The sequence below is a fragment of the Enterobacter hormaechei subsp. xiangfangensis genome (assembly GCF_001729785.1).
Lineage (GTDB): Bacteria > Pseudomonadota > Gammaproteobacteria > Enterobacterales > Enterobacteriaceae > Enterobacter > Enterobacter hormaechei_C.
Window position 1 is genome coordinate 1,676,347 of the sequence record NZ_CP017183.1, and the last position, 24,330, is coordinate 1,700,676.

At 54.0% G+C, this 24,330-nt stretch carries 25 protein-coding genes and 2 tRNA genes; 17 read left to right on the top strand and 10 right to left on the bottom strand.

The window, feature by feature from the left end:
* Positions 1-28: 28 nt before the first annotated feature.
* The gene (locus tag BFV63_RS07850) at positions 29-448 is read left to right on the top strand and encodes a DUF3574 domain-containing protein (RefSeq protein ID WP_048208968.1); all 420 of its coding nucleotides are present in this window, start codon (positions 29-31) and stop codon (positions 446-448) included.
* Between the two features lie 82 nt (positions 449-530).
* Here BFV63_RS07850 and BFV63_RS07855 read toward each other — a convergent pair whose 3' ends face one another.
* The gene (locus BFV63_RS07855) at positions 531-1,715 is read right to left on the bottom strand and encodes a NupC/NupG family nucleoside CNT transporter (RefSeq protein ID WP_003858081.1); all 1,185 of its coding nucleotides are present in this window, start codon (positions 1,713-1,715) and stop codon (positions 531-533) included.
* A gap of 251 nt (positions 1,716-1,966) precedes the next feature.
* Here BFV63_RS07855 and efeU point away from each other — a divergent pair, with 251 nt between their 5' ends.
* The 4 genes from efeU to phoH all read left to right on the top strand — a co-directional run bounded on the left by efeU (position 1,967) and on the right by phoH (position 6,543).
* Positions 1,967-2,800, top strand: coding sequence for an iron uptake transporter permease EfeU (efeU, locus tag BFV63_RS07860; RefSeq protein WP_023324436.1), 834 nt, complete (start codon positions 1,967-1,969; stop codon positions 2,798-2,800).
* A gap of 39 nt (positions 2,801-2,839) precedes the next feature.
* The gene (gene efeO, locus BFV63_RS07865) at positions 2,840-3,967 is read left to right on the top strand and encodes an iron uptake system protein EfeO (protein ID WP_048241047.1); all 1,128 of its coding nucleotides are present in this window, start codon (positions 2,840-2,842) and stop codon (positions 3,965-3,967) included.
* A 3-nt stretch (positions 3,968-3,970) separates the two neighbouring features.
* On the top strand, positions 3,971-5,254 hold the full coding sequence (efeB, locus tag BFV63_RS07870; RefSeq protein ID WP_003858074.1) for an iron uptake transporter deferrochelatase/peroxidase subunit: 1,284 nt from the start codon (positions 3,971-3,973) through the stop codon (positions 5,252-5,254).
* 500 nt (positions 5,255-5,754) lie between these two features.
* Positions 5,755-6,543 (top strand): phosphate starvation-inducible protein PhoH, encoded by a 789-nt coding sequence (gene phoH / locus BFV63_RS07875; RefSeq protein ID WP_003858070.1) that lies wholly within the window; start codon positions 5,755-5,757, stop codon positions 6,541-6,543.
* Between the two features lie 477 nt (positions 6,544-7,020).
* On the opposite strand, the gene BFV63_RS07880 is transcribed toward phoH, so the two are convergent.
* The 3 genes from BFV63_RS07880 to BFV63_RS07890 all read right to left on the bottom strand — a co-directional run bounded on the left by BFV63_RS07880 (position 7,021) and on the right by BFV63_RS07890 (position 8,803).
* A tRNA-Ser gene (locus BFV63_RS07880) sits at positions 7,021-7,108 on the bottom strand.
* 137 nt (positions 7,109-7,245) lie between these two features.
* Positions 7,246-7,923 carry an isochorismatase family protein gene (locus BFV63_RS07885; protein WP_048241045.1) on the bottom strand — a complete coding sequence of 226 codons (678 nt, stop codon included), beginning with the start codon at positions 7,921-7,923 and terminating at the stop codon, positions 7,246-7,248.
* A gap of 19 nt (positions 7,924-7,942) precedes the next feature.
* Positions 7,943-8,803, bottom strand: a complete 861-nt coding sequence (locus BFV63_RS07890) for a pirin family protein (RefSeq protein WP_003858066.1) — start codon at positions 8,801-8,803, stop codon at positions 7,943-7,945.
* A gap of 109 nt (positions 8,804-8,912) precedes the next feature.
* Between BFV63_RS07890 and BFV63_RS07895 the strand changes: the two genes are divergently transcribed.
* Entirely contained in the window at positions 8,913-9,818 is a 906-nt protein-coding gene (locus tag BFV63_RS07895; RefSeq protein WP_023324439.1) for a LysR family transcriptional regulator, read from the top strand.
* A 131-nt stretch (positions 9,819-9,949) separates the two neighbouring features.
* On the opposite strand, the gene BFV63_RS07900 is transcribed toward BFV63_RS07895, so the two are convergent.
* Positions 9,950-10,037: transfer RNA gene (locus BFV63_RS07900), tRNA-Ser, on the bottom strand.
* 229 nt (positions 10,038-10,266) lie between these two features.
* On the opposite strand from BFV63_RS07900, the gene ghrA reads away from it, so the two are divergent.
* From ghrA to BFV63_RS07920, 4 genes are all read left to right on the top strand, one after another.
* Positions 10,267-11,205: a glyoxylate/hydroxypyruvate reductase GhrA gene (ghrA, locus tag BFV63_RS07905; RefSeq protein ID WP_032608987.1), complete on the top strand. Its 939-nt coding sequence runs from the start codon at positions 10,267-10,269 to the stop codon at positions 11,203-11,205.
* A gap of 84 nt (positions 11,206-11,289) precedes the next feature.
* Complete coding sequence (locus BFV63_RS07910) at positions 11,290-12,027, top strand: phosphatase (protein ID WP_003858061.1); 738 nt, start codon at positions 11,290-11,292, stop codon at positions 12,025-12,027.
* 19 nt (positions 12,028-12,046) lie between these two features.
* Complete coding sequence (locus tag BFV63_RS07915; protein ID WP_003858059.1) at positions 12,047-12,601, top strand: TorD/DmsD family molecular chaperone; 555 nt, start codon at positions 12,047-12,049, stop codon at positions 12,599-12,601.
* A 96-nt stretch (positions 12,602-12,697) separates the two neighbouring features.
* On the top strand, positions 12,698-13,180 hold the full coding sequence (locus BFV63_RS07920; protein ID WP_057979956.1) for a DUF1097 domain-containing protein: 483 nt from the start codon (positions 12,698-12,700) through the stop codon (positions 13,178-13,180).
* Positions 13,181-13,223: 43 nt separating this feature from the next.
* Here BFV63_RS07920 and csgG read toward each other — a convergent pair whose 3' ends face one another.
* From csgG to csgD, 4 genes are read right to left on the bottom strand one after another with little or no spacing between them, the layout of a single operon-like run.
* Entirely contained in the window at positions 13,224-14,057 is an 834-nt protein-coding gene (csgG, locus tag BFV63_RS07925; protein ID WP_003858055.1) for a curli production assembly/transport protein CsgG, read from the bottom strand.
* A 26-nt stretch (positions 14,058-14,083) separates the two neighbouring features.
* On the bottom strand, positions 14,084-14,500 hold the full coding sequence (gene csgF, locus BFV63_RS07930) for a curli production assembly/transport protein CsgF (protein ID WP_003858054.1): 417 nt from the start codon (positions 14,498-14,500) through the stop codon (positions 14,084-14,086).
* 26 nt (positions 14,501-14,526) lie between these two features.
* Positions 14,527-14,916, bottom strand: a complete 390-nt coding sequence (csgE, locus tag BFV63_RS07935) for a curli production assembly/transport protein CsgE (RefSeq protein ID WP_003858052.1) — start codon at positions 14,914-14,916, stop codon at positions 14,527-14,529.
* 4 nt (positions 14,917-14,920) lie between these two features.
* Entirely contained in the window at positions 14,921-15,571 is a 651-nt protein-coding gene (gene csgD, locus BFV63_RS07940) for a biofilm master transcriptional regulator CsgD (RefSeq protein ID WP_003858049.1), read from the bottom strand.
* A gap of 743 nt (positions 15,572-16,314) precedes the next feature.
* On the opposite strand from csgD, the gene csgB reads away from it, so the two are divergent.
* The 5 genes from csgB (at position 16,315) to ymdB (ending at position 18,745) form a co-directional block, all read left to right on the top strand.
* On the top strand, positions 16,315-16,770 hold the full coding sequence (gene csgB, locus BFV63_RS07950) for a curli minor subunit CsgB (RefSeq protein ID WP_023315797.1): 456 nt from the start codon (positions 16,315-16,317) through the stop codon (positions 16,768-16,770).
* A gap of 39 nt (positions 16,771-16,809) precedes the next feature.
* The gene (csgA, locus tag BFV63_RS07955) at positions 16,810-17,265 is read left to right on the top strand and encodes a curli major subunit CsgA (protein ID WP_003858043.1); all 456 of its coding nucleotides are present in this window, start codon (positions 16,810-16,812) and stop codon (positions 17,263-17,265) included.
* A gap of 56 nt (positions 17,266-17,321) precedes the next feature.
* Positions 17,322-17,654, top strand: coding sequence for a curli assembly chaperone CsgC (gene csgC, locus BFV63_RS07960; protein WP_003858040.1), 333 nt, complete (start codon positions 17,322-17,324; stop codon positions 17,652-17,654).
* Positions 17,655-17,807: 153 nt separating this feature from the next.
* The gene (locus BFV63_RS07965; protein WP_003858038.1) at positions 17,808-18,128 is read left to right on the top strand and encodes a YmdA family protein; all 321 of its coding nucleotides are present in this window, start codon (positions 17,808-17,810) and stop codon (positions 18,126-18,128) included.
* Between the two features lie 80 nt (positions 18,129-18,208).
* Positions 18,209-18,745, top strand: coding sequence for an O-acetyl-ADP-ribose deacetylase (ymdB, locus tag BFV63_RS07970; protein WP_023324442.1), 537 nt, complete (start codon positions 18,209-18,211; stop codon positions 18,743-18,745).
* Between the two features lie 41 nt (positions 18,746-18,786).
* Here the strand turns inward: ymdB and mdoC are convergent, their stop codons facing one another.
* A complete protein-coding gene (mdoC, locus tag BFV63_RS07975) occupies positions 18,787-19,926 on the bottom strand; it encodes a glucans biosynthesis protein MdoC (protein ID WP_017384749.1) in 1,140 nt (379 codons plus the stop codon).
* Between the two features lie 255 nt (positions 19,927-20,181).
* On the opposite strand from mdoC, the gene mdoG reads away from it, so the two are divergent.
* Together mdoG and mdoH are read left to right on the top strand one after the other, a co-directional pair.
* Positions 20,182-21,735 (top strand): glucans biosynthesis protein MdoG, encoded by a 1,554-nt coding sequence (gene mdoG, locus BFV63_RS07980; RefSeq protein ID WP_015570847.1) that lies wholly within the window; start codon positions 20,182-20,184, stop codon positions 21,733-21,735.
* Positions 21,728-24,256, top strand: coding sequence for a glucans biosynthesis glucosyltransferase MdoH (mdoH, locus tag BFV63_RS07985; RefSeq protein ID WP_069597474.1), 2,529 nt, complete (start codon positions 21,728-21,730; stop codon positions 24,254-24,256). The genes mdoG and mdoH overlap by 8 nt, the downstream gene beginning before the upstream one ends.
* Positions 24,257-24,330 lie beyond the last annotated feature (74 nt).

Below are 24,330 nucleotides of genomic sequence, written 5' to 3' on the forward strand. Positions count from 1 at the left end.
GTCCTTTCACCTATGTGAGTCTTCATCAATGAGAATTAAAACAGGGTTAATGATGGCAGCATTCGTGATGCTGGCGGGCTGTAACGCACCCGCGCAGCACGTGCCGGTGGAAACCTGCAAAGCGGATAACCAGATGCAGCAGACCACGCTCTATTTTGGCTTGAATCGCCCGGCAGGGGCGCAGATTACCGGCAGCGAGTGGCAGCAGTTTGTTGACCAGGACGTGACGCCGCGTTTTCGCGATGGCTTAACGGTGTTTGATGCCCGTGGTCAGTGGCTGGGTAACGACGGCAAGGTGGCGCGCGAGCCGAGCAAGGCGCTGATGCTGATCCACGGGAAAGATGCGCAGAGTGAGAAGAATATTGAAGCGTTGCGCGGGATCTATAAGTCACGCTTCGCGCAGGAGTCGGTGATGCGGGTTGACCAGCCGGTGTGCGTGCAGTTTTAATGAAAAACGGCGGGAAATCCCGCCGTTGTAGTATCGTAGGCCCGTGCAAGCGAAGCGCCGCCGGGCATTAACCGCACAAAACTTACAACACCAACCCCGCAAAGCTCGCCGAAAGCAGGCTCACCAGCGTCGCGCCGTACACCAGACGCAAACCAAACCGCGACACCACGTTGCCCTGCTGCTCGTTCAGACCTTTTATTGCCCCCGCCACAATGCCAATGGAAGCGAAGTTAGCGAACGACACCAGGAACACGGACAAAATACCCAGCCCGCGAGGTGACATTTGATGGGCAATTTTTTGCAGCTCGATCATCGCCACAAATTCATTCGCCACCAGTTTAGTTGCCATAATGCTCCCCGCGTTTAAGGCATCGCTCAACGGAATACCAATAAGCCACGCCAGCGGATAAAACACATAACCCAGAATCTGCTGGAAGCTCATGCCAAATATGCTGGAGAAGAGGGCGTTAACGGCGCTAATAAGGGCGATAAAACCAATCAGCATCGCCAGAATAATCATTGCCACCTTAAAACCGGCCAGAATATACTCGCCCAGCATTTCAAAGAAGCTCTGGGATTCGTGCAGTTTTTCCAGCTTGATATCCGGCTCCGCTTCCGGGCGGGTCGGGTTAATGACCGAAAGAATAATAAAGGTGCTGAACATGTTCAGGATCAGCGCCGCGACGACAAATCTGGCGTCGAGCATGGTCATATAGGCCCCGACAATCGACAGCGACACCGTCGACATAGCCGTGGCAGCCATCGTAAACAGACGACGCGAGGAGAGATCCCCGAGTACGCCCTTGTAGGCAATAAAGTTTTCCGACTGACCGAGGATCAGCGAGCTCACCGCGTTGAAGGATTCCAGCTTGCCCATGCCGTTCAGTTTTGACAGCAGCGTCCCGATCACCCGAATAAAGATCGGCAGAATGCGCCAGTGCTGAAGAATACCGATCAACGCTGAGATAAAAATAATGGGGCAGAGCACGCCAAGGAAAATAAACGCCAGCCCTTTTTCACCCATCCCGCCAAAGACAAAATTCGTCCCTTCGGCAGCGAATTTAAGCAGCGACTCAAAGAAACCGGAGACGTATTTAATAATAAACAGACCGCTTTCTGCATGCAGGAAAAAGAACGCCAGCGCAATTTCAATCACGATCAGCTGTAAAACGAAACGAATACGAACTTTTCGGCGGTCGAAACTCACCAGCCAGGCAAGCGCAAGAATAATCACCAGCGCCAGCAGGAAATGGACAATTTTAAACATGGTTTATTTTCAGTTGGTTTTCGAGGTGGACATTTAGCCACAGCCCCGGTTAACCGTAAATGGGCATTTTCGTTATACCTTATAAACGCAACGGTTACTCAAGCAATTATTACTCCGCAATGCGTTTACATCTGGTCATCAAAACGCAACACATTTCGCTTGTTTTTCTTGTTGCCGTAATGATAATCACTATCACAAGAATTTACCTTTCTTTGCATCAGTTGACCGCGATAAACATTTAAGGTGTCGGCATGTTTGTTCCTTTTCTCATTATGTTACGTGAAGGCCTTGAAGCGGCCCTGATTGTTAGCCTTATCGCCAGTTATCTGAAGCGTACCCAGCGCGGACGCTGGATTGGCGTGATGTGGGTTGGCGTTTCCCTTGCCGCGGCGCTCTGCCTGGGGCTGGGTATTCTTATCAACGAAACCACCGGTGAATTTCCGCAGAAAGAGCAGGAGCTGTTTGAAGGCATTGTTGCCGTAATAGCGGTGGTGATCCTCACCTGGATGGTGTTCTGGATGCGCAAAGTTTCCCGTAACGTGAAGGTACAGCTTGAGCAGGCGGTGGATAACGCCCTGCAAAAAGGCAACCACCACGGCTGGGCGCTGATCATGATGGTCTTTTTCGCCGTGGCGCGTGAAGGCCTGGAGTCCGTGTTCTTCCTGCTCGCGGCTTTTCAGCAGGACGTGGGCATCTGGCCGCCGCTGGGCGCGATGCTCGGGCTGGCCACGGCGGTTGTGCTTGGTTTCCTGCTCTACTGGGGCGGCATTCGTCTTAACCTGGGCGCGTTCTTCAAGTGGACCAGCCTGTTTATTCTGCTGGTGGCCGCGGGACTGGCGGCAGGGGCGATCCGCGCCTTCCACGAAGCGGGCCTGTGGAACCACTTCCAGGACGTGGCGTTCGATCTCAGCAACGTCCTGTCGACCCATTCACTGACCGGTACCCTGCTTGAAGGGATCTTCGGCTACCAGGAAACGCCGAGCGTCAGCGAAGTGGCGATGTACTTTATCTATCTGGTTCCGGCGCTGATCCTGTTCGCTATGCCGCCGCGTACCGGCTCGCAGACGTCGCGCGTTGCGCCGTAAGTGCTGTTTAAGTTACAACATACTTTAAAGGGAAGAGTCATGGCCATTCAGTTCCGTCGTAGTGCGTTATGCGCAGGCATCGCCGCGCTGTTCGTGTATGCCTTCGCCGCTCAGGCAGCAGATATTCCGCAGGTCAAAGTCACCGTCAACGATAAACAGTGTGAGCCGATGACCATCACGGTTAACAGCGGTAAAACCCAGTTTATTATTCAGAACCACAGCCAGAAGGCGCTGGAGTGGGAAATCCTGAAAGGCGTGATGGTGGTGGAAGAGCGCGAGAATATCGCGCCGGGCTTCAGCCAGAAGATGACCGCAAATCTTCAGCCCGGGGAATATGACATGACCTGCGGCCTGCTGACTAACCCGAAAGGTAAGCTGATCGTCAAAGGCGCAGCGACGGCGGACGCGGCCAAAGGCACGGCGCTGCTGAGTCTCGGCGACGCTATTACCGCCTATAAAGCCTACGTCACCAAAGAGACGGCGGACCTGGTGGCAGGCACCAAAGCCTTTACCGACGCGGTGAAAGCGGGCGATATCGAAAAAGCGAAATCCCTGTATGCGCCTACACGTCAGCACTACGAGCGCATCGAGCCGATTGCCGAGCTGTTCTCTGACCTCGATGGCAGCATTGACGCCCGTGAAGACGACTACGAGCAGAAGGCCGCCGATCCGAAATTCACCGGCTTCCACCGTCTGGAAAAAGCCCTGTTTGGCGATAACTCCACCAGGGGGATGGAGAAATACGCCGAGCAGCTAAACAGCGACGTGCTGGAGCTGCAAAAACGCATCAGCGAGCTGGCATTCCCACCGTCGAAAGTGGTGGGTGGCGCAGCGGGCCTAATTGAAGAAGTAGCCGCCAGCAAAATCAGCGGTGAAGAAGATCGTTACAGCCACACCGACCTGTGGGACTTCCAGGCAAACGTTGACGGCGCACAGAAAATTGTCGATCTGCTGCGGCCACAACTGCAAAAAGAGAACGGCGAACTGCTGGCGAAAGTGGATGCCAATTTTAAGAAAGTTGACGCTATCCTGTCGAAATACCGCACCAAAGACGGGTTCGAAACCTACGACAAGCTGACCGATGCTGACCGTAACGCGCTGAAAGGCCCGATTACGACGCTGGCGGAAGATCTCTCCCTGCTGCGTGGCGTACTGGGTCTGGATTAAGCGATGAACGAGCATGACGAGTACGACGTGGCGGAACCTTCCCGACGTCGGTTGTTAAAAGGGGTAGGGGCGCTGGGCGGCGCGTTTGCCCTGGCGGGCGGCTGTCCGGTGGCGCATGCGGCAAAACCGCAAAGCGCCCCCGGCACGCTCTCCCCGGACGCGCGTATGGAAACGCAGCCGTTTTATGGTGAGCACCAGGCGGGGATCCTGACGCCGCAGCAGGCCTCGATGATGCTGGTGGCTTTCGATTCGTTGGCGAGTGATAAGGCCGACCTTGAGCGTCTGTTCAGGCTATTAACCACGCGCATTGCCTTCCTCACCGCCGGCGGTCCGGCACCGGAAACACCGAATCCGCGCCTGCCGCCGATGGATTCCGGGATCCTCGGGGCGTTTATCGCTCCCGATAATCTGACCATCACCGTGTCGGTGGGGGAATCACTATTTGATGATCGCTACGGTCTGGCGAAGCAGAAGCCGAAAGCGCTGCAAAAAATGACGCGATTCCCGAATGATTCTCTCGACGCGGCGCTGTGCCACGGCGATCTGCTGTTGCAGATCTGCGCTAATACCCAGGATACGGTGATCCACGCCCTGCGCGATATTATCAAGCACACCCCGGATCTGCTGAGCGTGCGCTGGAAGCGGGAAGGTTTTATCTCTGACCACGCCGCGCGCAGTAAAGGGAAAGAGACGCCGGTCAACCTGCTGGGCTTCAAAGACGGTACCGCCAACCCGGACAGCAGCAATACCGCGTTGATGAACAAGGTGGTCTGGGTTACGGCGGATCAGGGCGAACCGGCCTGGGCGGTGGGCGGCAGCTATCAGGCGGTGCGTATCATTCAGTTTCACGTGGAGTTCTGGGACCGCACGCCGCTGAAAGAGCAGCAGACTATCTTCGGCCGCGATAAGCAAACCGGCGCACCGCTCGGCATGAAGCTCGAGCACGATGAACCCGACTACGCCCGCGATCCGAACGGGGATGTCATCGCGCTGGACAGCCATATTCGCCTCGCCAATCCTCGCACCAAAGAGACGCAATCCAGCCTGATGATGCGCAGGGGTTACAGCTACTCGCTGGGGGTGACCAACTCCGGGCAGCTTGATATGGGACTGCTGTTTGTCTGCTATCAGCACGATCTGGAGAAAGGATTCCTCACCGTGCAGAAGCGGCTCAACGGCGAAGCGCTGGAAGAGTACATTAAGCCCATCGGCGGCGGCTATTTCTTTGCCCTGCCCGGCGCGCGTGACGCGAACGCCTGGCTCGCTCAGGGTCTCATAGAAGCCTGATAATCGTCCCTGCGACAGTTCGCGGGGACATTATTTTTTTCCCGGACTATCTTATTGTTATATTTCTGTAATATTTCTATATAAGACTGATTTTCCATGTAGGGGCAGTCCGAAAAGTTGCATTCAGGTAAAATAAATGTTGCATTTATGATAATTCCTGATGTACTTAAGAGAAGACAGCGGTAGTTCCCGGCAGTGATGTTAACTCACTATGGAGATCGCGAATGGTTGCGTCCTGTACTGGACAAGGTAAACACATCAACCGCAGTACCCGGCGCGGAGGCTCAGACTCCGGCAGCGATTTCTTCACCACCAAATTATCTCCTTCACCTCAACAACCTTTTTCTACCGACGTGCATAACGGTGCGCGTAGCCGTTGTATATCGTCATCCGGTAATGCAAGCAATGGCTTACAAGGAAGCCAACCCTCTGATGTTCGTGCGCATAATCGTGCCGATGCTGGCGCGTGTGATGAATACCAACAACTCAAGGTGCTATCCATGGGAAGACAGAAAGCAGTGATCAAAGCTCGTCGCGAAGCAAAACGTGTGCTGAGACGGGATTCACGTAGTCATAAACAGCGTGAAGAAGAATCGGTCACCTCGCTTGTGCAGATGAGCGGCGTAGAATCGATTGGCATGGCGCGGGACAGCCGCGATGCATCGCCAATTGTGGCGCGAAATGAAGCTCAGGCGCACTACCTGAATGCTATCGAGAGTAAACAGCTCATCTTTGCAACCGGGGAAGCCGGATGCGGGAAAACCTGGATCAGCGCCGCCAAAGCGGCGGAGGCGCTGATTCATAAGGACGTGGAAAGGATCATCGTTACCCGTCCGGTACTGCAAGCGGATGAAGATCTGGGCTTCCTGCCCGGCGATATTTCCGAGAAGTTTGCCCCGTACTTCAGGCCCGTCTATGACGTGCTGGTGAAGCGGTTGGGCGCTTCCTTTATGCAGTACTGCCTGCGACCAGAGATTGGCAAGGTGGAAATCGCGCCGTTCGCCTATATGCGCGGACGTACATTTGAAAATGCGGTCGTTATTCTTGACGAGGCTCAGAACGTGACCGCTGCGCAAATGAAGATGTTTTTAACGCGCCTCGGGGAGAACGTGACGGTGATCGTCAACGGCGATATTACCCAGTGTGACCTGCCGTCGGGCGTTAAGTCTGGCCTGAGCGATGCCATGTCACGTTTTGAGGAAGATGAGATGATAGGGGTGGTACGCTTCACAAAAGAGGATTGCGTCCGCTCGGCGCTCTGCCAGCGCACGTTACAAGCGTATTATTGAATATTCTGTTGTGTTCAAGGCCCGGGAAACCGGGCTTTGTTTTTTGTGCATTTTACCCCCTCTTCCCTGGGGAGAGGGTTAGGGTGAGGGGCTCAGGCCGCACCGAACTGCATATAGCACCGGGGGGGATTGACTCGCTGCGCTCGCCCTGCGGGCAGCCTGTTCGCTACGCTCTCAGTCTGTCCAACTGGCTGCGCCAGTTGTCGAACCCCGGTCGGGGGTTCTCATTCCCCCCAAAGGCGTACAACATGCGAAAAAAAAAGCCCGCATTTTCATGCGAGCTCTTCTTCAAATATGGCGGTGAGGGGGGGATTGACTCGCTGCGCTCGCCCTGCGGGCAGCCTGTTCGCTACGCTCTCAGTCTGTCCAACTGGCTGCGCCAGTTGTCGAACCCCGGTCGGGGGCTCTCATTCCCCCCAAAGGCGTACAACATGCGAAAAAAAAGCCCGCATTTTCATGCGAGCTCTTCTTCAAATATGGCGGTGAGGGGGGGATTCGAACCCCCGATACGTTGCCGTATACACACTTTCCAGGCGTGCTCCTTCAGCCACTCGGACACCTCACCATATTGTTTTGCTGCCTGACCGCTTGGGGGGCAACGGGGCGCTACTATAGGGAGTTGCGCTAAAACGGTCAAGCAGATTTTCAGCATTCGTGCTTGTTCGGTTAAGCCTTAATCAGCTTATGTCGCAGCGCGCAGGATTAACGCTGCGAATCGAGCACTTCGCTATTTTTCACCACGTCCTGCGCTTTGCTGTAGCTTTCGATCAGCAGCTGGTAGGCCGGGAAGATGTGTGTGTACACCTCAGCCCATTCACCCGCATCTTCACGGTTCCACGTGCGCTGAATTTCGGAAGCAACGGCTGCCGTGTCCATCGGCACCACGCCTGCCTGCACCACGCGCGCCAGGGTGATCTCCTGCGCCATTTTGCTGTAGGTGCCAGAGGCATCAATCACCGCAAATACTTTATATCCGTCCGCCACCGCATTGATGGACGGGAAGGCCATGCAGACGCTGGTGATCGTCCCCGCGATAATCAGCGTTTTGCGCCCGGTGGCTTTCACCGCCGCCACGAACTCCGGGTTATCCCAGGCGTTGATCTCACCCTTGCGTGCGACATACTGTGCGTGCGGCGCGTTGGCGTGGATCTCCGGGATAAGCGGGCCGTTCGGTCCCTGTGGAACCGACGCCGTGGTGATCACCGGGATCTTCGCCAGCGAGGCGATTTTTGCCAGCGCTGCTGCACGGGCGCGCAGCTCAGGCATTGGCATGTCTCCAACGGTCTGGAACAGCCCGCTCTGGTGATCGATAAGCAGCATAACGGCATCGTTTACGTCAATAACGGGACGTGCACCGTTGAAGTTTGCAGGGGTAGACATAATGCGCTCCTTTTTACGTTTAGATTTGGCCAAAGCGGCCGGAGTTGAAATCGCGAATAGCCTCGGCGATTTCGGTTTTACTGTTCATCACAAACGGGCCATAGCCCACGATGGGTTCATTCAGCGGCTCCCCGGCCATCAGCAGCACTTTGGCATCGCTGCTGGCTTCGAGATGCAGTTTGTCACCGCTCTGGCTCAGCACGACCAGTTGCGCCTCACCGGCAGGCGTGGTGCCGTTCACCGTCACGCTGCCTTCAACGACAACCAGCGCCGTGCTCCAGCCTTCGGGCTGATTAAGCGTCAGGTGGCTACCCTGATGCAGCGCGAGATCCCACACGTTCAGCGGTGAGAAGGTATGCGCCGGGCCGGTTACCTCTCCAAAGCGGCCAGCAATCACGCGCAATGTTCCGCTGTTATCTGGCAGGGTGACCACCGGGATATCCGCCTGAGTGATGCTCTGGTAGCCAGGCGTCGCCATTTTGTCTTTGGCGGGCAGGTTGACCCACAGCTGCATCATTTTCAGTTCACCGCCTTTCTGCGAAAACGCGCTGGAGTGGAACTCCTCGTGCAAAATGCCTGCGCCCGCCGTCATCCACTGCACGTCACCTGGACCAATAACGCCGCCTCTGCCGGTTGAATCACGGTGCTCCACTTCGCCTGAGTAGACGATGGTTACCGTTTCAAAACCGCGATGAGGATGCTCGCCCACGCCGCGTTTCGCGCCATCCGCCGGGAAGGTATGCGGTCCGGCGTAGTCCAGCAGCAGGAACGGGCTCAGGGGCTCGCCATGCGTCTGGTAAGAAAACATCGAACGAACCGGAAAACCGTCACCGACCCAGTGCGGACGAGGTGCGGTATACACGCCTGTTACGTTTTTCATGATTAACTCCTGATGTCCTGTTGATGGAATTAGCTTATATTCAGGGTTAATATCCCGGTAGATAGCAAAAATGACATTCACTGTTCCTTAAATGGAACAATGGAGGCGTATGCAGGACCTCAATGATTTCGTATGGTTTGTGAAGGTGGTGGAGCATGGCGGCTTTGCAGCGGCGGGTCGGGCGCTCGATCAGCCTAAGTCGAAACTGAGCCGTCGGATTGCGCAGCTGGAGGAACGCCTGGGTGTTCGGTTGATACAACGTACCACGCGGCAGTTTGCGGTGACGGAGGTGGGGCAGACATTCTATCAGCACTGTAAAGCTATGCTGGTGGAGGCTGAAGCTGCGGAGGAGGCGGTGGCTGCTTTACAGGCTGAGCCGCGTGGTATGGTCCGGATCACCTGTCCTGTCACCTTGCTGCACGTTCACGTGGGGCCCATGCTGGCGCGGTTTATGGCGCGCTATCCGGGGATCAACCTTCAGCTCGAAGCCACCAACCGCCGGGTCGATCTGGTGGCGGAGGGGGTGGATGTGGCGATCCGCGTTCGTCCGCGCCCGTTTGATGACAGCGATCTGGTATTAAGGGTGCTGGCGGACAGGGGACACTGTCTGGTTGCCGGGCCGGCACTGATTGAACGGATGGGCAACCCGGCGATGCCCTCTGAACTCAGCGAGTGGCCGGGGTTAAGTATGGGGGCGGGCAAGCACCTGCATAAGTGGGAATTGAACGGGCCGGAGGGCGCAAAGGCAGAAATTCACTTCACGCCGCGCCTGGTGACTACCGACATGTTGGCGCTGCGGGAGGCGGCGATGGCGGGCGTGGGCGTGGTACAGCTGCCCATTTTGATGGTGAAGGATCAGCTGGCTTCAGGTGAACTTGTTCGGGTGCTGAATGCCTGGGAACCCAGACGGGAAGTGATCCATGCGGTGTATCCTTCCCGGCGCGGCCTGCTGCCATCGGTCAGGACGCTGGTGGATTTTCTCACCGAAGAGTATGCAAAGATGGTTGAAGACTAGCTTTTTGTAGGTCGGGTAAGCGTAGCGCCACCCGACACAATTACCGCAGGGGCTGCAAAGTTCGAATCCCCCACAGGCGTGCAACATGTGAAAAAAAAGCCCGCATTTTCATGCGAGCTCTTTTTCAAATATGGCGGTGAGGGGGGGATTCGAACCCCCGATACGTTGCCGTATACACACTTTCCAGGCGTGCTCCTTCAGCCACTCGGACACCTCACCATATTGTCATCCCGTTGTTGTCGGGACGGGCGCTAATGTAAGGAAAAGCCGTACTGCCGTCAACCCACTTTTTCAGTAATTTAGCGTGTTTAGACAAACTTCAGGCAACCTGATTCCTAAATGTGCGAAATGCGCCTCTTTTATCAGCAACGCGGTTTAGCGATAAATTTGTTATGCTGGCAAGCCAGTTGAAAATGAAAATAAAACAGCGCAATAAAAGGCAATGACTATGGATATTATCTTCTATCACCCCACTTTTGATACGGCTTACTGGATTAGCGCGCTCACGGCGGCTCTGCCTGGCGCACGCGTTCGCGAATGGAAACAGGGCGATAATGAACATGCCGACTACGCGCTGGTCTGGCATCCCCCGGTCGAAATGCTTCAGGGACGCCGTTTGAAGGCGGTGTTTGCTCTTGGTGCAGGGGTGGATTCCATTCTCAGTAAGCTGAAGGCACACCCTGAAATGCTGCCGGAAGATATTCCCCTGTTTCGTCTGGAAGATACCGGTATGGGGCAGCAGATGCAGGAATATGCCGTGAGCCAGGTGCTGCACTGGTTCCGCCGCTTCGACGATTATCAGGCGTTCAAACAGCAATCCCACTGGGAACCGCTCCCGGATTATCAGCGTGAAGATTTCACCATCGGCATCCTCGGCGCGGGTGTACTGGGCTCAAAAGTCGCCGAAGCGCTCGCCCCGTGGGGCTTCCCACTGCGCTGCTGGAGCCGGAGCCGTAAGGAGTATCCGGGCGTCGAGAGCTTTGCCGGAACGGACGAACTCCCGGCGTTCCTGAAAGGGACTCGCGTCCTCATTAACCTGCTGCCGAATACGGCGGAAACGGTCGGCATTATCAATGGCACGCTCCTCAACCAGTTGGCAGAAGACAGCTACTTAATGAACCTGGCGCGCGGGGTACACGTTGTGGAAGACGATCTGCTGAAAGCGCTGGATAGCGGTAAACTGAAAGGCGCAATGCTGGATGTGTATAGCCGCGAACCGCTGCCAAAAGACAGCCCGCTCTGGGCACATCCGCGCGTGGCGATGACGCCCCATATTGCGGCCGTGACGCGACCGGCGGAGGCCGTGGCGTACATCTCGCATACCATCAGCGAAATAGAGAAGGGTAACGCGGTGACCGGACAGGTCGACAGACAGCGAGGCTACTGAGAGAAACCCGGCGTTCGCCGGGTTTTTGCTAATATTCGCCGCTGATAACTGCTATCCTTTGGAAAAACCGCAGAGGAGAGAAAGATGTATCCCGTTGACCTGCATATGCACACCGTCGCCAGTACCCACGCTTACAGTAACCTCCATGATTATATCGCTCAGGCGAAGCTGAAAGGCATCAAACTGTTTGCGATAACCGATCACGGTCCGGATATGGCGGATGCGCCGCACTACTGGCATTTTGTGAATATGCGTATCTGGCCACGCCTGGTGGACGGTATTGGGATACTGCGCGGCATCGAAGCGAACATCAAAAATACCGACGGTGAAATTGACTGCACCGGCCCGATGCTGACCTCTTTAGATCTGATCCTCGCTGGCTTCCATGAGCCGGTCTTTGCGCCCCAGGATAAAGAGACCAACACCGCAGCGATGATTGCCACTATTGCCAGCGGCAACGTGCACATTATCAGCCACCCGGGAAATCCGAAATACCCGATTGATATTCAGGCCGTGGCGCAGGCGGCAGCGAAGCACCGCGTGGCGCTGGAGATTAACAACTCCTCCTTTGTTCACTCGCGTAAGGGCAGTGAAGCCAACTGCCGCGAAGTGGCGGCGGCCGTGCGTGACGCGGGCGGCATGGTGGCGCTGGGCTCTGATTCACACACGGCCTTCACGCTGGGGGATTTCAGCGAGTGCCTGAAAATATTGCGGGACGTGAATTTCCCGGAAGAACAGATCCTGAACGTCACGCCGCGTCGTATGCTCGACTTCCTTGAGTCGCGCGGCATGGCGCCGATTGATGAATTTGCCGATCTTTAATTAATAACGGAATAAAAACATGAATGAGTTTTCCATCCTTTGCCGCGTGCTGGGCACCTTATATTACCGCCAGCCGCAGGATCCGCTGCTGGTTCCGCTGTTTACCCTGATTCGTGAAGGTAAACTGGCGCAGAGCTGGCCGCTGGAACAGGATGAATTGCTGGAACGCTTGCAAAAAAGCTGCGATATGCAGCAGATTTCAACGGATTACAACGCGCTGTTTGTGGGGGAAGAGTGTCGCGTGTCGCCGTATCGTTCTGCCTGGCAGGAAGGTGCGACCGAAGCGGAAGTTCGGGCGTTTCTTTCAGAACGCGGCATGCCGCTGACGGATATGCCTGCCGATCATATCGGTACCCTGCTGCTGGCGGCCTCCTGGATTGAAGATAATGCAGGTGATGATGAGAACGAGGCGATTGAGACCCTGTTCGAAACGTATCTGCTGCCGTGGGTTGGCACCTTCCTGGGTAAAGTGGAAGCCCACGCCACTTCGCCATTCTGGAGAACGCTGGCTCCGCTGACGCGTGACGCTATCGCTGCTATGTGGGACGAGCTGGAAGAAGAGAACGAAGAGTGACTTGAATCACAAAAATCCTGCAACGATACATTTCAACTTGCACGTAATGTGCTTCTGATCTCATTTCTATGGTGCGCATCTGCTAAGATGCGCACCATGAACATATTACTTTGTATTGCAATCACGACTGGCATCCTCTCCGGCCTCTGGAGTTGGGTGGCTGTTTCTCTCGGCTTGTTGAGCTGGGCTGGTTTTCTTGGCTGCACGGCCTATTTCGCCTGCCCGCAGGGTGGTCTCAAGGGGCTCTTTATTTCAGGCTGCACGTTACTGAGTGGCGTGGTCTGGGCGCTGGTCATTATGAAAGGCAGCGCGCTGGCGCCGCATCTTGAAATCCTGGGGTACGCCATGACCGGCATTGTGGCCTTCCTGATGTGCGTTCAGGCAAAACATCTGCTGTTGTCCTTTGTGCCCGGCACATTCATGGGTGCCTGCGCGACCTTTGCAGGGCAGGGGGACTGGAAGCTGGTGGTCCCTTCGCTCATGCTGGGGTTACTGTTTGGCTACGCCATGAAGAACAGCGGCCTTTGGCTTGCGGCCCGACGCGAGAAGAGCCAGAGCGTTCCTGCGGTAAGTAAATAAAAAAAGGCGAGACGGAATTCTCGCCTTTTTTTTGCGCCGCTGATTATGACTCTGGCGGCACCGACATCTCACGATATTTCACCAGCACCGCATTACTCACGTCACTTTTATTCTGAAGATCCCACAAGCCGCGATCGATACCGTCATTAATCAGGAAAATCACGCCGGTTTCGATGGCCGACATCAGACACAGCATGACCGGCTCGTTAGAGGTATAGCCAATTTCACCCTCCAGCAGACGCTGGTAATCGATAAAGCGGAATACCCCGGCCTGCACTTCATAAGAGAGAATCGTTTTGCTGGTGGTCACCGAGGATAATATCTCACCCGTGCTCACGTTAACCACGCGCAGGTTGACGGCAATCTGGTCCAGCTGATACTGCGTGTCGGCCCCGATGCCAAAGTAACGCGCACCCGCGCCACCCGATTTCACGTTACTTTCGTAGCCGATAATCGAGCCTTCCACCATGATATTGGCTGCGGTGAGAGACTGTAGCGGCATGCGGTTATTGACGCCAACGGTACCATTCTCCTGCGCGGCACGAATGATTTTTCGTTCGTTAAGCAGGTTTTGCAGCCCCTGACGTTCCAGCGGGATAAACCAGCGAGAATCTTTCAGGGCGGTAACCAGCATCGCGGTGGCGCTCTGCGGTACGGCTGTCGAGAAGTTACTGGCCGGATACGGTTTGAACTGACCCGTCTCATCCTGAATGTTATACACCGAGACGAATATCTTTCCGGTTGGGACCGGCAGATGCGTCAGATCCCGATAGCTCTGGGCACGAGGCATCAGGGTGGGTTTAGCGGCTTCTTTTGGCGGGGCAGTTAAACAACCGCTTAATAAGCACACTGCAACTAAAATAAAAAAGCGCTGCATAATAATTGTCCTTATTTCGGGGTTGTTTAGAAATCAGTTGAACTGGTCTGCAAACCGGAAACCTGGATTGTCGACGTTTTACCGGTTTTTCGGTCTGTCACATTTAACTGAAGCTGCCCGTCTTTATTGGCAATATCGACGATAAAGTCGTTAGTGACCATCCGGCCGGGTTTTCCGGTATTAATGTTAGTTAATAAGCCACCTAATATTTGCGACTGGATGGCCTGAGTAAAATTATCCAGGGCTGACGGGGTCTCGATACCGAAATCATCGTCATAGCTGGGGTCTTTATAGGAGTTTTGAGCCTGAGCCTGGTTAAGCATAAAGGCTCCGTTATTCGGGTTGCCGCCAAAATTAGGGTTGCGGAACTGGAATGTCATATTTCCGGCCCAGCTCAACGGCGCAATGAGCATTAACGAAATCACTGTGTGTGCGAGACGCATTACAGCCTCCGAAATTGGTATCGTTGTTAGAACTCATCTTTTGCTAAATCGCCTGTGCTCAAAAGGGCTTTGTCTAACTGTAGGCGGTTAATAGCTTCTTCTGTTTGTGCCAGCGCGAAAGCGACGTTCTGATCGAAGTCTCTTTTCGTTGGGAATAAAAAAGTCTGGTAAATAACGTCCTGATTAGCGGTTATTGTGATCCAGCTTCCCCACCGCGCACTGGGCCGTTCGTTGATGGTTAAGTTACCCGGATAATCGCTTTCCCACTTATCGCTGAAGGCACGATAAAAATCGTGTCCGACAGAGGTGACGGTGTGGTCGGTTAACAGTCCGGGAACTTCTACCTCAACAGCCTGAAGGTTTCCGGCAGCAAGCATAATGCCTGCGGCGGCAATCCAACTTAAGGTGCGTTTCATGCTATTAACGCCTGAGGTTATCGTTTGCCCACGACACCGCCTGCGTGCGATTTTTAACAGCTATCTTTTTGAAAAGATTATAAAGATGCGTCTTAACCGTATTTTCGCTGATAAATAACGAACGGGCGATTTCAATATTTGAAGCACCAATACGCAGTTTGTTCAGGATCTCTTTCTCACGGTGCGTCAGAAGGGCTGATTCCGAACTGTTATAGCGATAATTTCCGGAGTGGGTAATGAGGTAGCTGGCCAGTTTCTGCGAGAAATAACACTCCCCCCGCAATATGCCCTGCAAACCCTCCACGACACGGTTTTCTTCTTCAGTGACGTAAAACACGCCGTTAATATGCGGCCAGCTCTCAATTTCGCGGAAAGGATACTCATCAGGCGTATTTAATAACAATACGCGGATATTATTGTTTTTCCTGCTTAAATTATCTTGCCAGTAATGAATGAGTTTTTTATCCGCTTCCATCATATCGAGAAGAATGATGCTGCCAGAAGCGATATCATCAAAAGAACGTTGAATATTATGCAGTTTCCCGTTAAGAGACAGGCATTGCTTTAAATGCTGCAATAACGCTGTCGCTTGTAAGGAAGGTTTTGTGATCAACAATAATGTATGACCGGGTAAGCTATGGACTTCATTAAACATGATGAAACCCCACGTTATTTATGACACCCGGCAGTTGCCCTCGTATTATTGAAAAGGGCACCAGAGGTACTGACAGGTGTGGCACTGCTGTGTGTAGTTAAAAAACCTTCCTCCAAAGGAGGCGGTAAAATTAAAAACAAATAACGTACTGCTGTTTTCAATCTAGCTATTGCAAACTTTAAAGCAAGTGTTAATCGTGTAACAGAATGTAAAATTCGATATTAATTTGTGTATATTTCAGGGCTAATAGATTTTAAGATAAGGGGAAAGTTGTACATGTGTATAAACGTGCACAGATTTTAAAAACCATAAAGTATATTATAATGGGTTGAATTATTTGGCTTTGTATTATTCTAAGCCAGCCGGTAAAAAGTATGATCTCTGCTAAAAACATAAGACTTCCCTAAGCCAGAATTTTTTCTTAAGAAAACTTGCTTCGTGTCACGCGCGTGGCAAAGGGCATTGTCTTTTTTGTCTGAAGAAGCCGGTGCAGGTTGGACAGTCTGTCTCGCTGTTGTACAAGCGCAGGAAGACATTTTTGGTTTCTGCTTTAGGCGTGTATCCCGTCGTTTCAGGCGAGATTTACGACTTTGAGGTGAAGGAGAATATAAAAATAAGGCGCACGGGTGAGATATTAAACATGTTTCGGCAGACATACTCTTTTCCGTAACGCGGCGTTAACAAAACGAATCGCGTTAACGGAGCAAGAGATACTTTTTTATAGCCAGGTCCAGGGTGACAGCATGAAAAACAAAACGTTGTTTATGATGTTTACATTACTGGGTGCGCCTGGGTTTGTAATCGCAGGTGATTCAGATTTAGCCAGTTCTGAATATAATTTTGCGATAAATGAATTAAGTAAAGCTTCATACAATCAGGCAGCCATTATTGGTCAACAGGGTTCAGGAAATAATTCTGATGTACGCCAGGGCGGTTCTAAATTGCTGTCCGTTATTTCTCAGGAGGGCGGGAATAACCGCGCGAATGTTGATCAGTCAGGGACGTATAACCTTGCTTATATCGATCAGACCGGCAACGGCAACGATGCGAGTATTAAGCAGGGCGCTTTTGGCAACACCGCCATGATTATCCAGAAAGGCTCGGGTAACAGGGCGAATATAACGCAGTATGGTACGCAGAAAACAGCAGTTGTAGTGCAGAGACAGTCGCAAATGGCTATTCGCGTTATTCAACGTTAGCGATGTGTGACGCCTTAATCAATCCGATGGGGGTTTACCATGAAACTTTTCAAAGTGGCAGTTATTGCAGCAATCGTAGTTTCTGGCAGTGCTTTCGCAGGTGCGGTACCACAATTTGGCGGCGGCCACGGTGGTGGCTGGGGTGGCGGCAATAACGGCCCTGACTCAACCCTGAGCATTTACCAGTACGGCGGCGGTAACTCCGCGCTTGCTTTGCAGACGGACGCCCGAGATTCTGAATTGACCATTACCCAGCATGGTGGTGGTAACGGCGCAGATGTTGGCCAGGGCTCTGATGACAGTTCTATCGATCTGCTGCAAAAAGGCTTTGGTAACAGCGCCACCATCGACCAGTGGAATAGCAAAGACTCTGTTATCAACGTGAAACAGTTCGGCGGCGGCAACGGCGCGGCGGTAGACCAGACAGCGTCCGGCTCAACGGTGACTGTGCACCAGGTTGGCTTTGGCAACAACGCGACCGCACACCAGTACTGATTCATTTCTGTACCAAAAAACAGGGCATGCGCCCTGTTTTTTTTCGGGAGGATCTCATGAGCACCTTCATTCTCCTTGCCGCGCTTGCCAGCCAGATAACGTTCAGCACCTCACAGCAGGCAAATATGACAACCATTATTCCTCAGGTCACGCTGGCAGACGCTTGCGAATGTCAGGTTGAGGTGTTATCTGTCCGACAGGGGCAGGGGGGACAAAGTACATCGCGGCAGAAAAATACTCTTTTTATACCCGCTAATCAGCCGATTGATTTAACGCGAATCAGTTTAAATATTCGCTCAGGGGATGCGGTAAAAATAATCGTCACCGTTTCCGATGGAAAATCGCTTCATTTATCACAGCAGTGGAACGCACCGGTAAGTGCGCTTTAATAATTCATGAAATCAATGATTTAATAAAGTGGCGGCGCTGCACAGGTAAGCTATGCTGATATCAAGAACCCAGTCATCGGGTTGCTTAAATTGATACTTCATAACGGAGCGTTTTTACCCCTCAAGGACGAATTTCATTGAGGAGTACAAATAATGTTCAAATCCGCAGCGTGTATTATTTCTGGTCTGGGACTGATCCTGTCCTCTTTTTTTTCTCCGGCTTATTCAGCAACTATAGAAAATGGTGGGGTGATTCATTTTCGTGGCGCGGTGGTCGCTGACCCGTGCGAAGTCACGCCCCGGCATCAGCAGTTTGCGATCTCCTGTCCGGAAAATAACCGTATGAAAACGCATACCATCAGTTATGACGAGGCGCTCCGGGGCCATCATCCTCATTCAGCTCTGGCCGCTGTCAGCATGAAATACCTGAATGAACAGAAAACGCTTGCGGTCGTTCAGGTGGATTACCGCTAACCGACGTTTTTTTCGCGGCAGTTTTTCTCCTTCTCCCTCTGCGATACACTGGTGAAAAAGGCGGGTTGCAGAGGGTGTTTATGAGACCGCAAATCGACGTTATTCATGGCGATATCACGACGGTGCGCGTTGACGTGATCGTCAACGCAGCCAATTCCTCCCTGATGGGTGGTGGCGGGGTAGACGGTGCCATTCACCGGGCCGCAGGCCCTCAACTCCTTGAAGCATGCAAAACCGTGCGTCAGCAGCAGGGAGAGTGCCCGCCGGGGCATGCTGTTATTACGCTTGCGGGCGATCTCCCGGCCAAAGCGGTGATCCATACCGTTGGACCCGTCTGGCACGGTGGCGACCGCCATGAGGCTGAGATTCTGGAGCAGGCGTATCGTAACTGCCTGCGGCTTGCGGCGGATAACGGGTATAAGACCATGGCGTTCCCCGCCATTAGCACCGGGGTGTTCGGTTATCCAAAGGAAGCAGCAGCTACGATCGCCGTGAATACCGTTTATCACTACCTTTCCCTCAAACCCATGCCGGAAAAAGTCATTTTTGTCTGTTTCGATGAGCACACCGCCGACCTGTATCAGCGGATTTTGACCGCGCGCAGCCAGGCATTTTGATGTCTGAAGTGCAAAAACGGCGCCCTGGAGGCGCCGTTTTGTTATCCCGCTTTAACCTGAGGTTTGCCTGAGAACAGGAAACGCAAAAGCGGGATCCGCAGGTGGATTTCATACAACACGATGGCAATGCCAACCACAAAGACCAGGCCGGTGAAGAAGCCCAGCGCATTCGAGGCGATATGCGGCGTAATGTACGCCCCGAAAAACAGCGTCAGCGGATGGTGAACCAGGTAGATAAACAGCGAAGCATTAACGAAATAGGTGACGCGACTGGATTTAAAATTCAGCAGACGATGGCCAAGGGCGAACACCACGTTCACCATCCACAGGCCCATCAGCATCGTTATCACGCTCTCTGTCTCATACATCCACGCGTCCCCGCTGCCATAGCGCTGATTGAGAAGATAGGCGGCAAAGGCCAGCGCAGCACCCACCGCACACCAGGGAGAGGGGGTGGTAAACAGCGCTTTAAGCCGGGGATGAATAAATGCCAGCGCCCCAATCAGGAAGAAGGGAATGTAGAACAGGGTCTGCATCACCACGAAATTAAACAGCCCATCGCTCAGAATGGGAGGGTAGACAATGAGCAGGGTACGCCTGACGGCGGCATACGCGACCCCCAGCGCAAGAAACAGCAGCGACAGCTTGCCCAGGGTGATGTTGGCGAAGAAGGTCGAGGATGCGGTGCTCGCGCGCTGACGCAGCTGGCTGAAGATCAGCAAACTCACCGTGGTTAGCACCACCAGTACCAGCAGGAACCAGAGGTGGGAAATAAGCTCCCAGACCAGGGTGTTGTATTTCTCATAGAAGGAGAGATTCGGCCAGTTTTCCGCCTTGCCTTTAACATGCTGCAACATGATGAACTGCGGCAGCGTCAGCAGCGGAATGGCCGTCAACATCGGTATGCCCACGCGCTCCACGCGCACTTTCCACCATCGCTTGAGGGGATAGCGCAAGAAGAGCATGTAAGAGAAATAACCGGAAATAACAAAAAACACCTGCATGCGGAAGGCATGGATAAAATCATTAAACAGCGTCAGCCACCAGGAGGGCATCTGGCTGTTCACGTGCCAGGTGTGGCTGGAATAGATCAGTGAAATATGAAAAGGGATCCCCAATAGCATGAGCCATGCGCGGATCGAGTCGAGGAAATATTCACGTTGTACAGGGGTTGTGCTCATATAACTTTGCGCATTCTCAGACTTTTCGCCTTATCCCTAAGGCTCATAATGGTTACATTCGGAGCCAACCCTACACCAAGACCGACACCCTGTCTCCAGGATAAGCACGCAAAGTGAAAAGCGGGTTCTTTCATTTGCTTAATCCATGAGCCAGCGAGCTGAACAAAGCAGTGATAATGTTGTCGGATTGCCTGAGTTTCCATTAAAATGGATCGGATCGATATAAGCACACAAAGGGGGAAGTGCTTACTTATTATGAAACATAAACCACAAATGATGAAAATGCGTTGGTTGGGTGTAGCAGTGCTGTTGTCACTGTATACCTCATCTGCACTGGCCTTTAACATCGATGATGTCGCAAAACAGGCAAAATCGATGGCGGGCAAGAGCTACGAAGCGCCAAAAAGTAACCTGCCCTCCGTTTTCCGCGACATGAAATACGCGGACTATCAGCAGATCCAGTTCAATCACGATAAAGCGTACTGGAACAATATTAAAACCCCGTTCAAGCTTGAATTTTACCACCAGGGTATGTACTTCGACACGCCAGTTGCCATCAATGAAGTGACGGCGACCGCGGTACGCAAAATCAAGTACAGCCCGGATTACTTCAATTTTGGCGATGTGCAACACGATAAAGACACGGTGAAAGACCTCGGCTTCGCAGGCTTCAAGGTGCTTTATCCGATTAACAGCAAAGATAAAAACGATGAAATCGTCAGCATGCTTGGCGCCAGCTACTTCCGCGTGATTGGCGCGGGGCAGGTGTACGGGCTTTCTGCGCGCGGTCTGGCAATTGATACCGCGCTGCCATCAGGTGAAGAATTTCCACGTTTTCGCGAGTTCTGGATCGAACGTCCAAAACCAACCGACAAACGTCTGACAATTTATGCGCTGCTGGACTCCCCTCGTGCGACCGGCGCTTATCGCTTCGTGATCATGCCAGGGCGTGACACGGTGGTTGACGTGCAGTCTAAAGTTTACCTGCGCGATAAAGTGGGCAAACTGGGCGTTGCACCGCTGACCAGTATGTTCCTGTTTGGGCCGAACCAGCCATCTCCGGCGACCAATTTCCGTCCTGAACTGCATGATTCCAATGGCCTCTCCATCCATGCCGGTAACGGCGAGTGGATCTGGCGTCCGCTGAACAACCCGAAACACCTCGCGGTCAGCAGCTTTGCGATGGAAAACCCGCAGGGCTTTGGTCTGCTGCAACGTGGCCGTCAGTTCTCCCGCTTTGAAGATCTGGATGACCGCTACGATCTGCGCCCAAGCGCCTGGGTTACGCCGAAAGGCGACTGGGGTAAAGGTAAGGTTGAGCTGGTTGAAATTCCAACCAACGATGAAACCAACGATAACATCGTGGCGTACTGGACACCGGATCAGCTGCCTGAAGCCGGTAAAGAGATGAACTTCAAGTATGCGATTACCTTCAGCCGTGACGAAGACAAGCTGCACGCACCGGATAACGCGTATGTGATGCAGACGCGTCGTTCAACGGGTGACGTGAAGCAGTCCAACCTGATTCGTCAGCCGGATGGCACGCTGGCATTTATCGTGGACTTCACCGGGCAGGATATGAAAAAACTGGCGCCGGATACTGCCGTGACGGCACAGGCCAGCATTGGCGATAACGGTGAAATCGTTGAAAACGCCGTGCGGTACAACCCGGTCACCAAAGGGTGGCGTTTGACCCTGCGCGTGAAGGTGAAGGATCCGAAACAGACCACTGAAATGCGCGCCGCGCTGGTCAGTAACGATAAGCCGCTGAGTGAAACCTGGAGCTATCAGCTACCTGCCAATGAATAATACATCTGAATATATTGATGCCATGCCGCTGACGGACATTGAAAAAGCGGCGCTCCCTGCGAGCGACATCCGCGCGGTTCACACCGCGCTGGATGGTGAACTTCGTCATTTTTCCCGTGATGATGATACGCCGCTGGGGTCAGTGAAGGCACGTCTGGAGCAGGCATGGCCGGACTCGCTGGCAGAAGGGCAGTTAATCAAGGATGACGAAGGGCGTGACCAGCTACAGGCGATGCCGAAGGCCACGCGTTCCTCCATGTTCCCCGATCCGTGGCGCACCAACCCGGTGGGCCGCTTCTGGGATCGTCTGCGTGGGCGTGACGTGACACCGCGCTATCTGTCACGTCTGACCAAAGAACAGCAGGCCTCCGAGCAGAAATGGCGTACCGTAGGAACGATTCGTCGTTACATTCTGCTACTGCTGACGCTGGCGCAGACGGTTGTCGCCACCTGGTACATGAAAACCATTCTGCCGTACCAGGGCTGGGCGTTGATTAACCCTGCTGACATGATTGGCCAGGATATCTGGGTCTCCTTCATGCAGCTGCTGCCGTATATTTTACAGAGCGGCATTCTTCTGCTGTTCGCCGTGCTGTTCTGTTGGGTCTCCGCCGGGTTCTGGACGGCGCTGATGGGCTTCCTGCAACTGCTGATGGGGCGTGACAAATACAGCATTTCCGCGTCGACGGTCGGGGATGAACCCCTCAATCCTGAGCACCGTACCGCGCTGATCATGCCTATCTGTAACGAAGACGTTGACCGCGTATTCGCCGGGCTGCGTGCCACCTGGGAGTCCGTGAAGGCGACCGGTAACGCGGCGCATTTCGACGTCTATATCCTGAGCGACAGCTACAACCCGGATATTTGCGTGGCAGAGCAAAAAGCCTGGATGGAGCTGATTGCCGAGGTGCAGGGGGAAGGGCAGATCTTCTACCGCCGTCGTCGTCGTCGTGTTAAGCGTAAGAGCGGGAACATTGATGACTTCTGTCGTCGCTGGGGTAACCAGTACAGCTACATGGTGGTTCTGGATGCGGACTCCGTGATGAGCGGCGACTGCCTGAGCGGGCTGGTCCGTCTGATGGAAGCCAACCCGAACGCGGGTATTATTCAGTCCTCGCCAAAAGCGTCAGGTATGGACACGCTGTATGCGCGCTGCCAGCAGTTTGCGACCCGCGTCTACGGGCCGCTGTTTACTGCCGGTCTGCACTTCTGGCAGCTGGGTGAATCTCACTACTGGGGCCACAACGCCATTATCCGCGTGAAGCCATTCATCGAGCACTGTGCCCTGGCGCCGCTGCCGGGTGAAGGGTCGTTTGCCGGGTCCATTCTGTCGCATGACTTTGTGGAAGCTGCTCTGATGCGTCGTGCAGGGTGGGGCGTCTGGATTGCCTACGATCTGCCTGGCTCGTATGAAGAGCTGCCGCCGAACCTGCTGGATGAGCTCAAACGCGACCGCCGCTGGTGTCACGGTAACCTGATGAACTTCCGCCTGTTCCTGGTGAAAGGGATGCACCCTGTTCACCGTGCGGTGTTCCTGACGGGCGTTATGTCCTATCTGTCTGCGCCGCTGTGGTTTATGTTCCTGGCACTCTCGACCGCGTTGCAGGTTGTGCATGCTCTGACGGAGCCGCAATACTTCCTGCAACCGCGCCAGCTGTTCCCGGTGTGGCCGCAGTGGCGTCCGGAGCTGGCGATTGCGCTGTTCGCGTCGACCATGGTGCTGCTGTTCCTGCCTAAGCTGCTCAGTATCATTCTGATCTGGTGCAAAGGTTCGAAGGAGTACGGTGGTTTCTGCCGCGTGACCCTTTCACTGCTGCTGGAAGTGCTGTTCTCGGTCCTGCTGGCGCCGGTGCGTATGCTGTTCCATACGGTGTTTGTGGTGAGCGCGTTCCTGGGATGGGAAGTGGTGTGGAATTCACCGCAGCGTGACGATGACTCTACGCCGTGGAGTGAGGCCTTTATGCGCCACGGCTCTCAGCTGCTGCTGGGCCTGGTGTGGGCCGTTGGTATGGCCTGGCTGGATCTGCGTTTCCTGTTCTGGCTGGCGCCAATCGTCTTCTCGCTGATCCTGTCGCCGTTTGTGTCGGTGATCTCCAGCCGTTCCACGGTGGGCCTGCGTACCAAACGCTGGAAGCTGTTCCTGATCCCGGAAGAGTATTCTCCGCCGCAGGTGCTGGTGGATACCGATACCTATCTGGAGCAGAACCGCAAACGCACGCTGGATGATGGCTTTATGCACGCCGTGTTTAACCCGTCATTCAACGCGCTGGCAACCGCGATGGCGACGGCGCGTCACCGCGCCAGCCAGGTGCTGGAGATCGCCCGCGATCGCCACGTTGAGCAGGCGCTGAACGAGACGCCAGAAAAGCTTAACCGCGACCGTCGTCTGGTGCTGTTGAGCGATCCGGTGACGATGGCACGGCTTCACTACCGCGTGTGGTCCGCGCCGGAGAGATACTCTTCGTGGGTGAACTACTATAAGGACGTTAAGCTGAATCCGCTGGCACTGAAGGCGAAGTAAGTTGTTAAGTAGGGCGGGTAAGCGAAGCGCCACCCGCCAAATGAAATACCGGCTTAATCGCCGGTATTTTTTTA

Bases quoted from the DNA above. Each gene is read 5' to 3' on its own strand.
- BFV63_RS07850 (WP_048208968.1), top strand. From the start codon at position 29: ATGAGAATTAAAACAGGGTTAATGATGGCAGCATTCGTGATGCTGGCG.
- BFV63_RS07855 (WP_003858081.1), bottom strand. From the start codon at position 1,715: ATGTTTAAAATTGTCCATTTCCTGCTGGCGCTGGTGATTATTCTTGCG.
- efeU (WP_023324436.1), top strand. From the start codon at position 1,967: ATGTTTGTTCCTTTTCTCATTATGTTACGTGAAGGCCTTGAAGCGGCC.
- efeO (WP_048241047.1), top strand. From the start codon at position 2,840: ATGGCCATTCAGTTCCGTCGTAGTGCGTTATGCGCAGGCATCGCCGCG.
- efeB (WP_003858074.1), top strand. From the start codon at position 3,971: ATGAACGAGCATGACGAGTACGACGTGGCGGAACCTTCCCGACGTCGG.
- phoH (WP_003858070.1), top strand. From the start codon at position 5,755: ATGGGAAGACAGAAAGCAGTGATCAAAGCTCGTCGCGAAGCAAAACGT.
- BFV63_RS07885 (WP_048241045.1), bottom strand. From the start codon at position 7,923: ATGTCTACCCCTGCAAACTTCAACGGTGCACGTCCCGTTATTGACGTA.
- BFV63_RS07890 (WP_003858066.1), bottom strand. From the start codon at position 8,803: ATGAAAAACGTAACAGGCGTGTATACCGCACCTCGTCCGCACTGGGTC.
- BFV63_RS07895 (WP_023324439.1), top strand. From the start codon at position 8,913: ATGCAGGACCTCAATGATTTCGTATGGTTTGTGAAGGTGGTGGAGCAT.
- ghrA (WP_032608987.1), top strand. From the start codon at position 10,267: ATGGATATTATCTTCTATCACCCCACTTTTGATACGGCTTACTGGATT.
- BFV63_RS07910 (WP_003858061.1), top strand. From the start codon at position 11,290: ATGTATCCCGTTGACCTGCATATGCACACCGTCGCCAGTACCCACGCT.
- BFV63_RS07915 (WP_003858059.1), top strand. From the start codon at position 12,047: ATGAATGAGTTTTCCATCCTTTGCCGCGTGCTGGGCACCTTATATTAC.
- BFV63_RS07920 (WP_057979956.1), top strand. From the start codon at position 12,698: ATGAACATATTACTTTGTATTGCAATCACGACTGGCATCCTCTCCGGC.
- csgG (WP_003858055.1), bottom strand. From the start codon at position 14,057: ATGCAGCGCTTTTTTATTTTAGTTGCAGTGTGCTTATTAAGCGGTTGT.
- csgF (WP_003858054.1), bottom strand. From the start codon at position 14,500: ATGCGTCTCGCACACACAGTGATTTCGTTAATGCTCATTGCGCCGTTG.
- csgE (WP_003858052.1), bottom strand. From the start codon at position 14,916: ATGAAACGCACCTTAAGTTGGATTGCCGCCGCAGGCATTATGCTTGCT.
- csgD (WP_003858049.1), bottom strand. From the start codon at position 15,571: ATGTTTAATGAAGTCCATAGCTTACCCGGTCATACATTATTGTTGATC.
- csgB (WP_023315797.1), top strand. From the start codon at position 16,315: ATGAAAAACAAAACGTTGTTTATGATGTTTACATTACTGGGTGCGCCT.
- csgA (WP_003858043.1), top strand. From the start codon at position 16,810: ATGAAACTTTTCAAAGTGGCAGTTATTGCAGCAATCGTAGTTTCTGGC.
- csgC (WP_003858040.1), top strand. From the start codon at position 17,322: ATGAGCACCTTCATTCTCCTTGCCGCGCTTGCCAGCCAGATAACGTTC.
- BFV63_RS07965 (WP_003858038.1), top strand. From the start codon at position 17,808: ATGTTCAAATCCGCAGCGTGTATTATTTCTGGTCTGGGACTGATCCTG.
- ymdB (WP_023324442.1), top strand. From the start codon at position 18,209: ATGAGACCGCAAATCGACGTTATTCATGGCGATATCACGACGGTGCGC.
- mdoC (WP_017384749.1), bottom strand. From the start codon at position 19,926: ATGAGCACAACCCCTGTACAACGTGAATATTTCCTCGACTCGATCCGC.
- mdoG (WP_015570847.1), top strand. From the start codon at position 20,182: ATGAAACATAAACCACAAATGATGAAAATGCGTTGGTTGGGTGTAGCA.
- mdoH (WP_069597474.1), top strand. From the start codon at position 21,728: ATGAATAATACATCTGAATATATTGATGCCATGCCGCTGACGGACATT.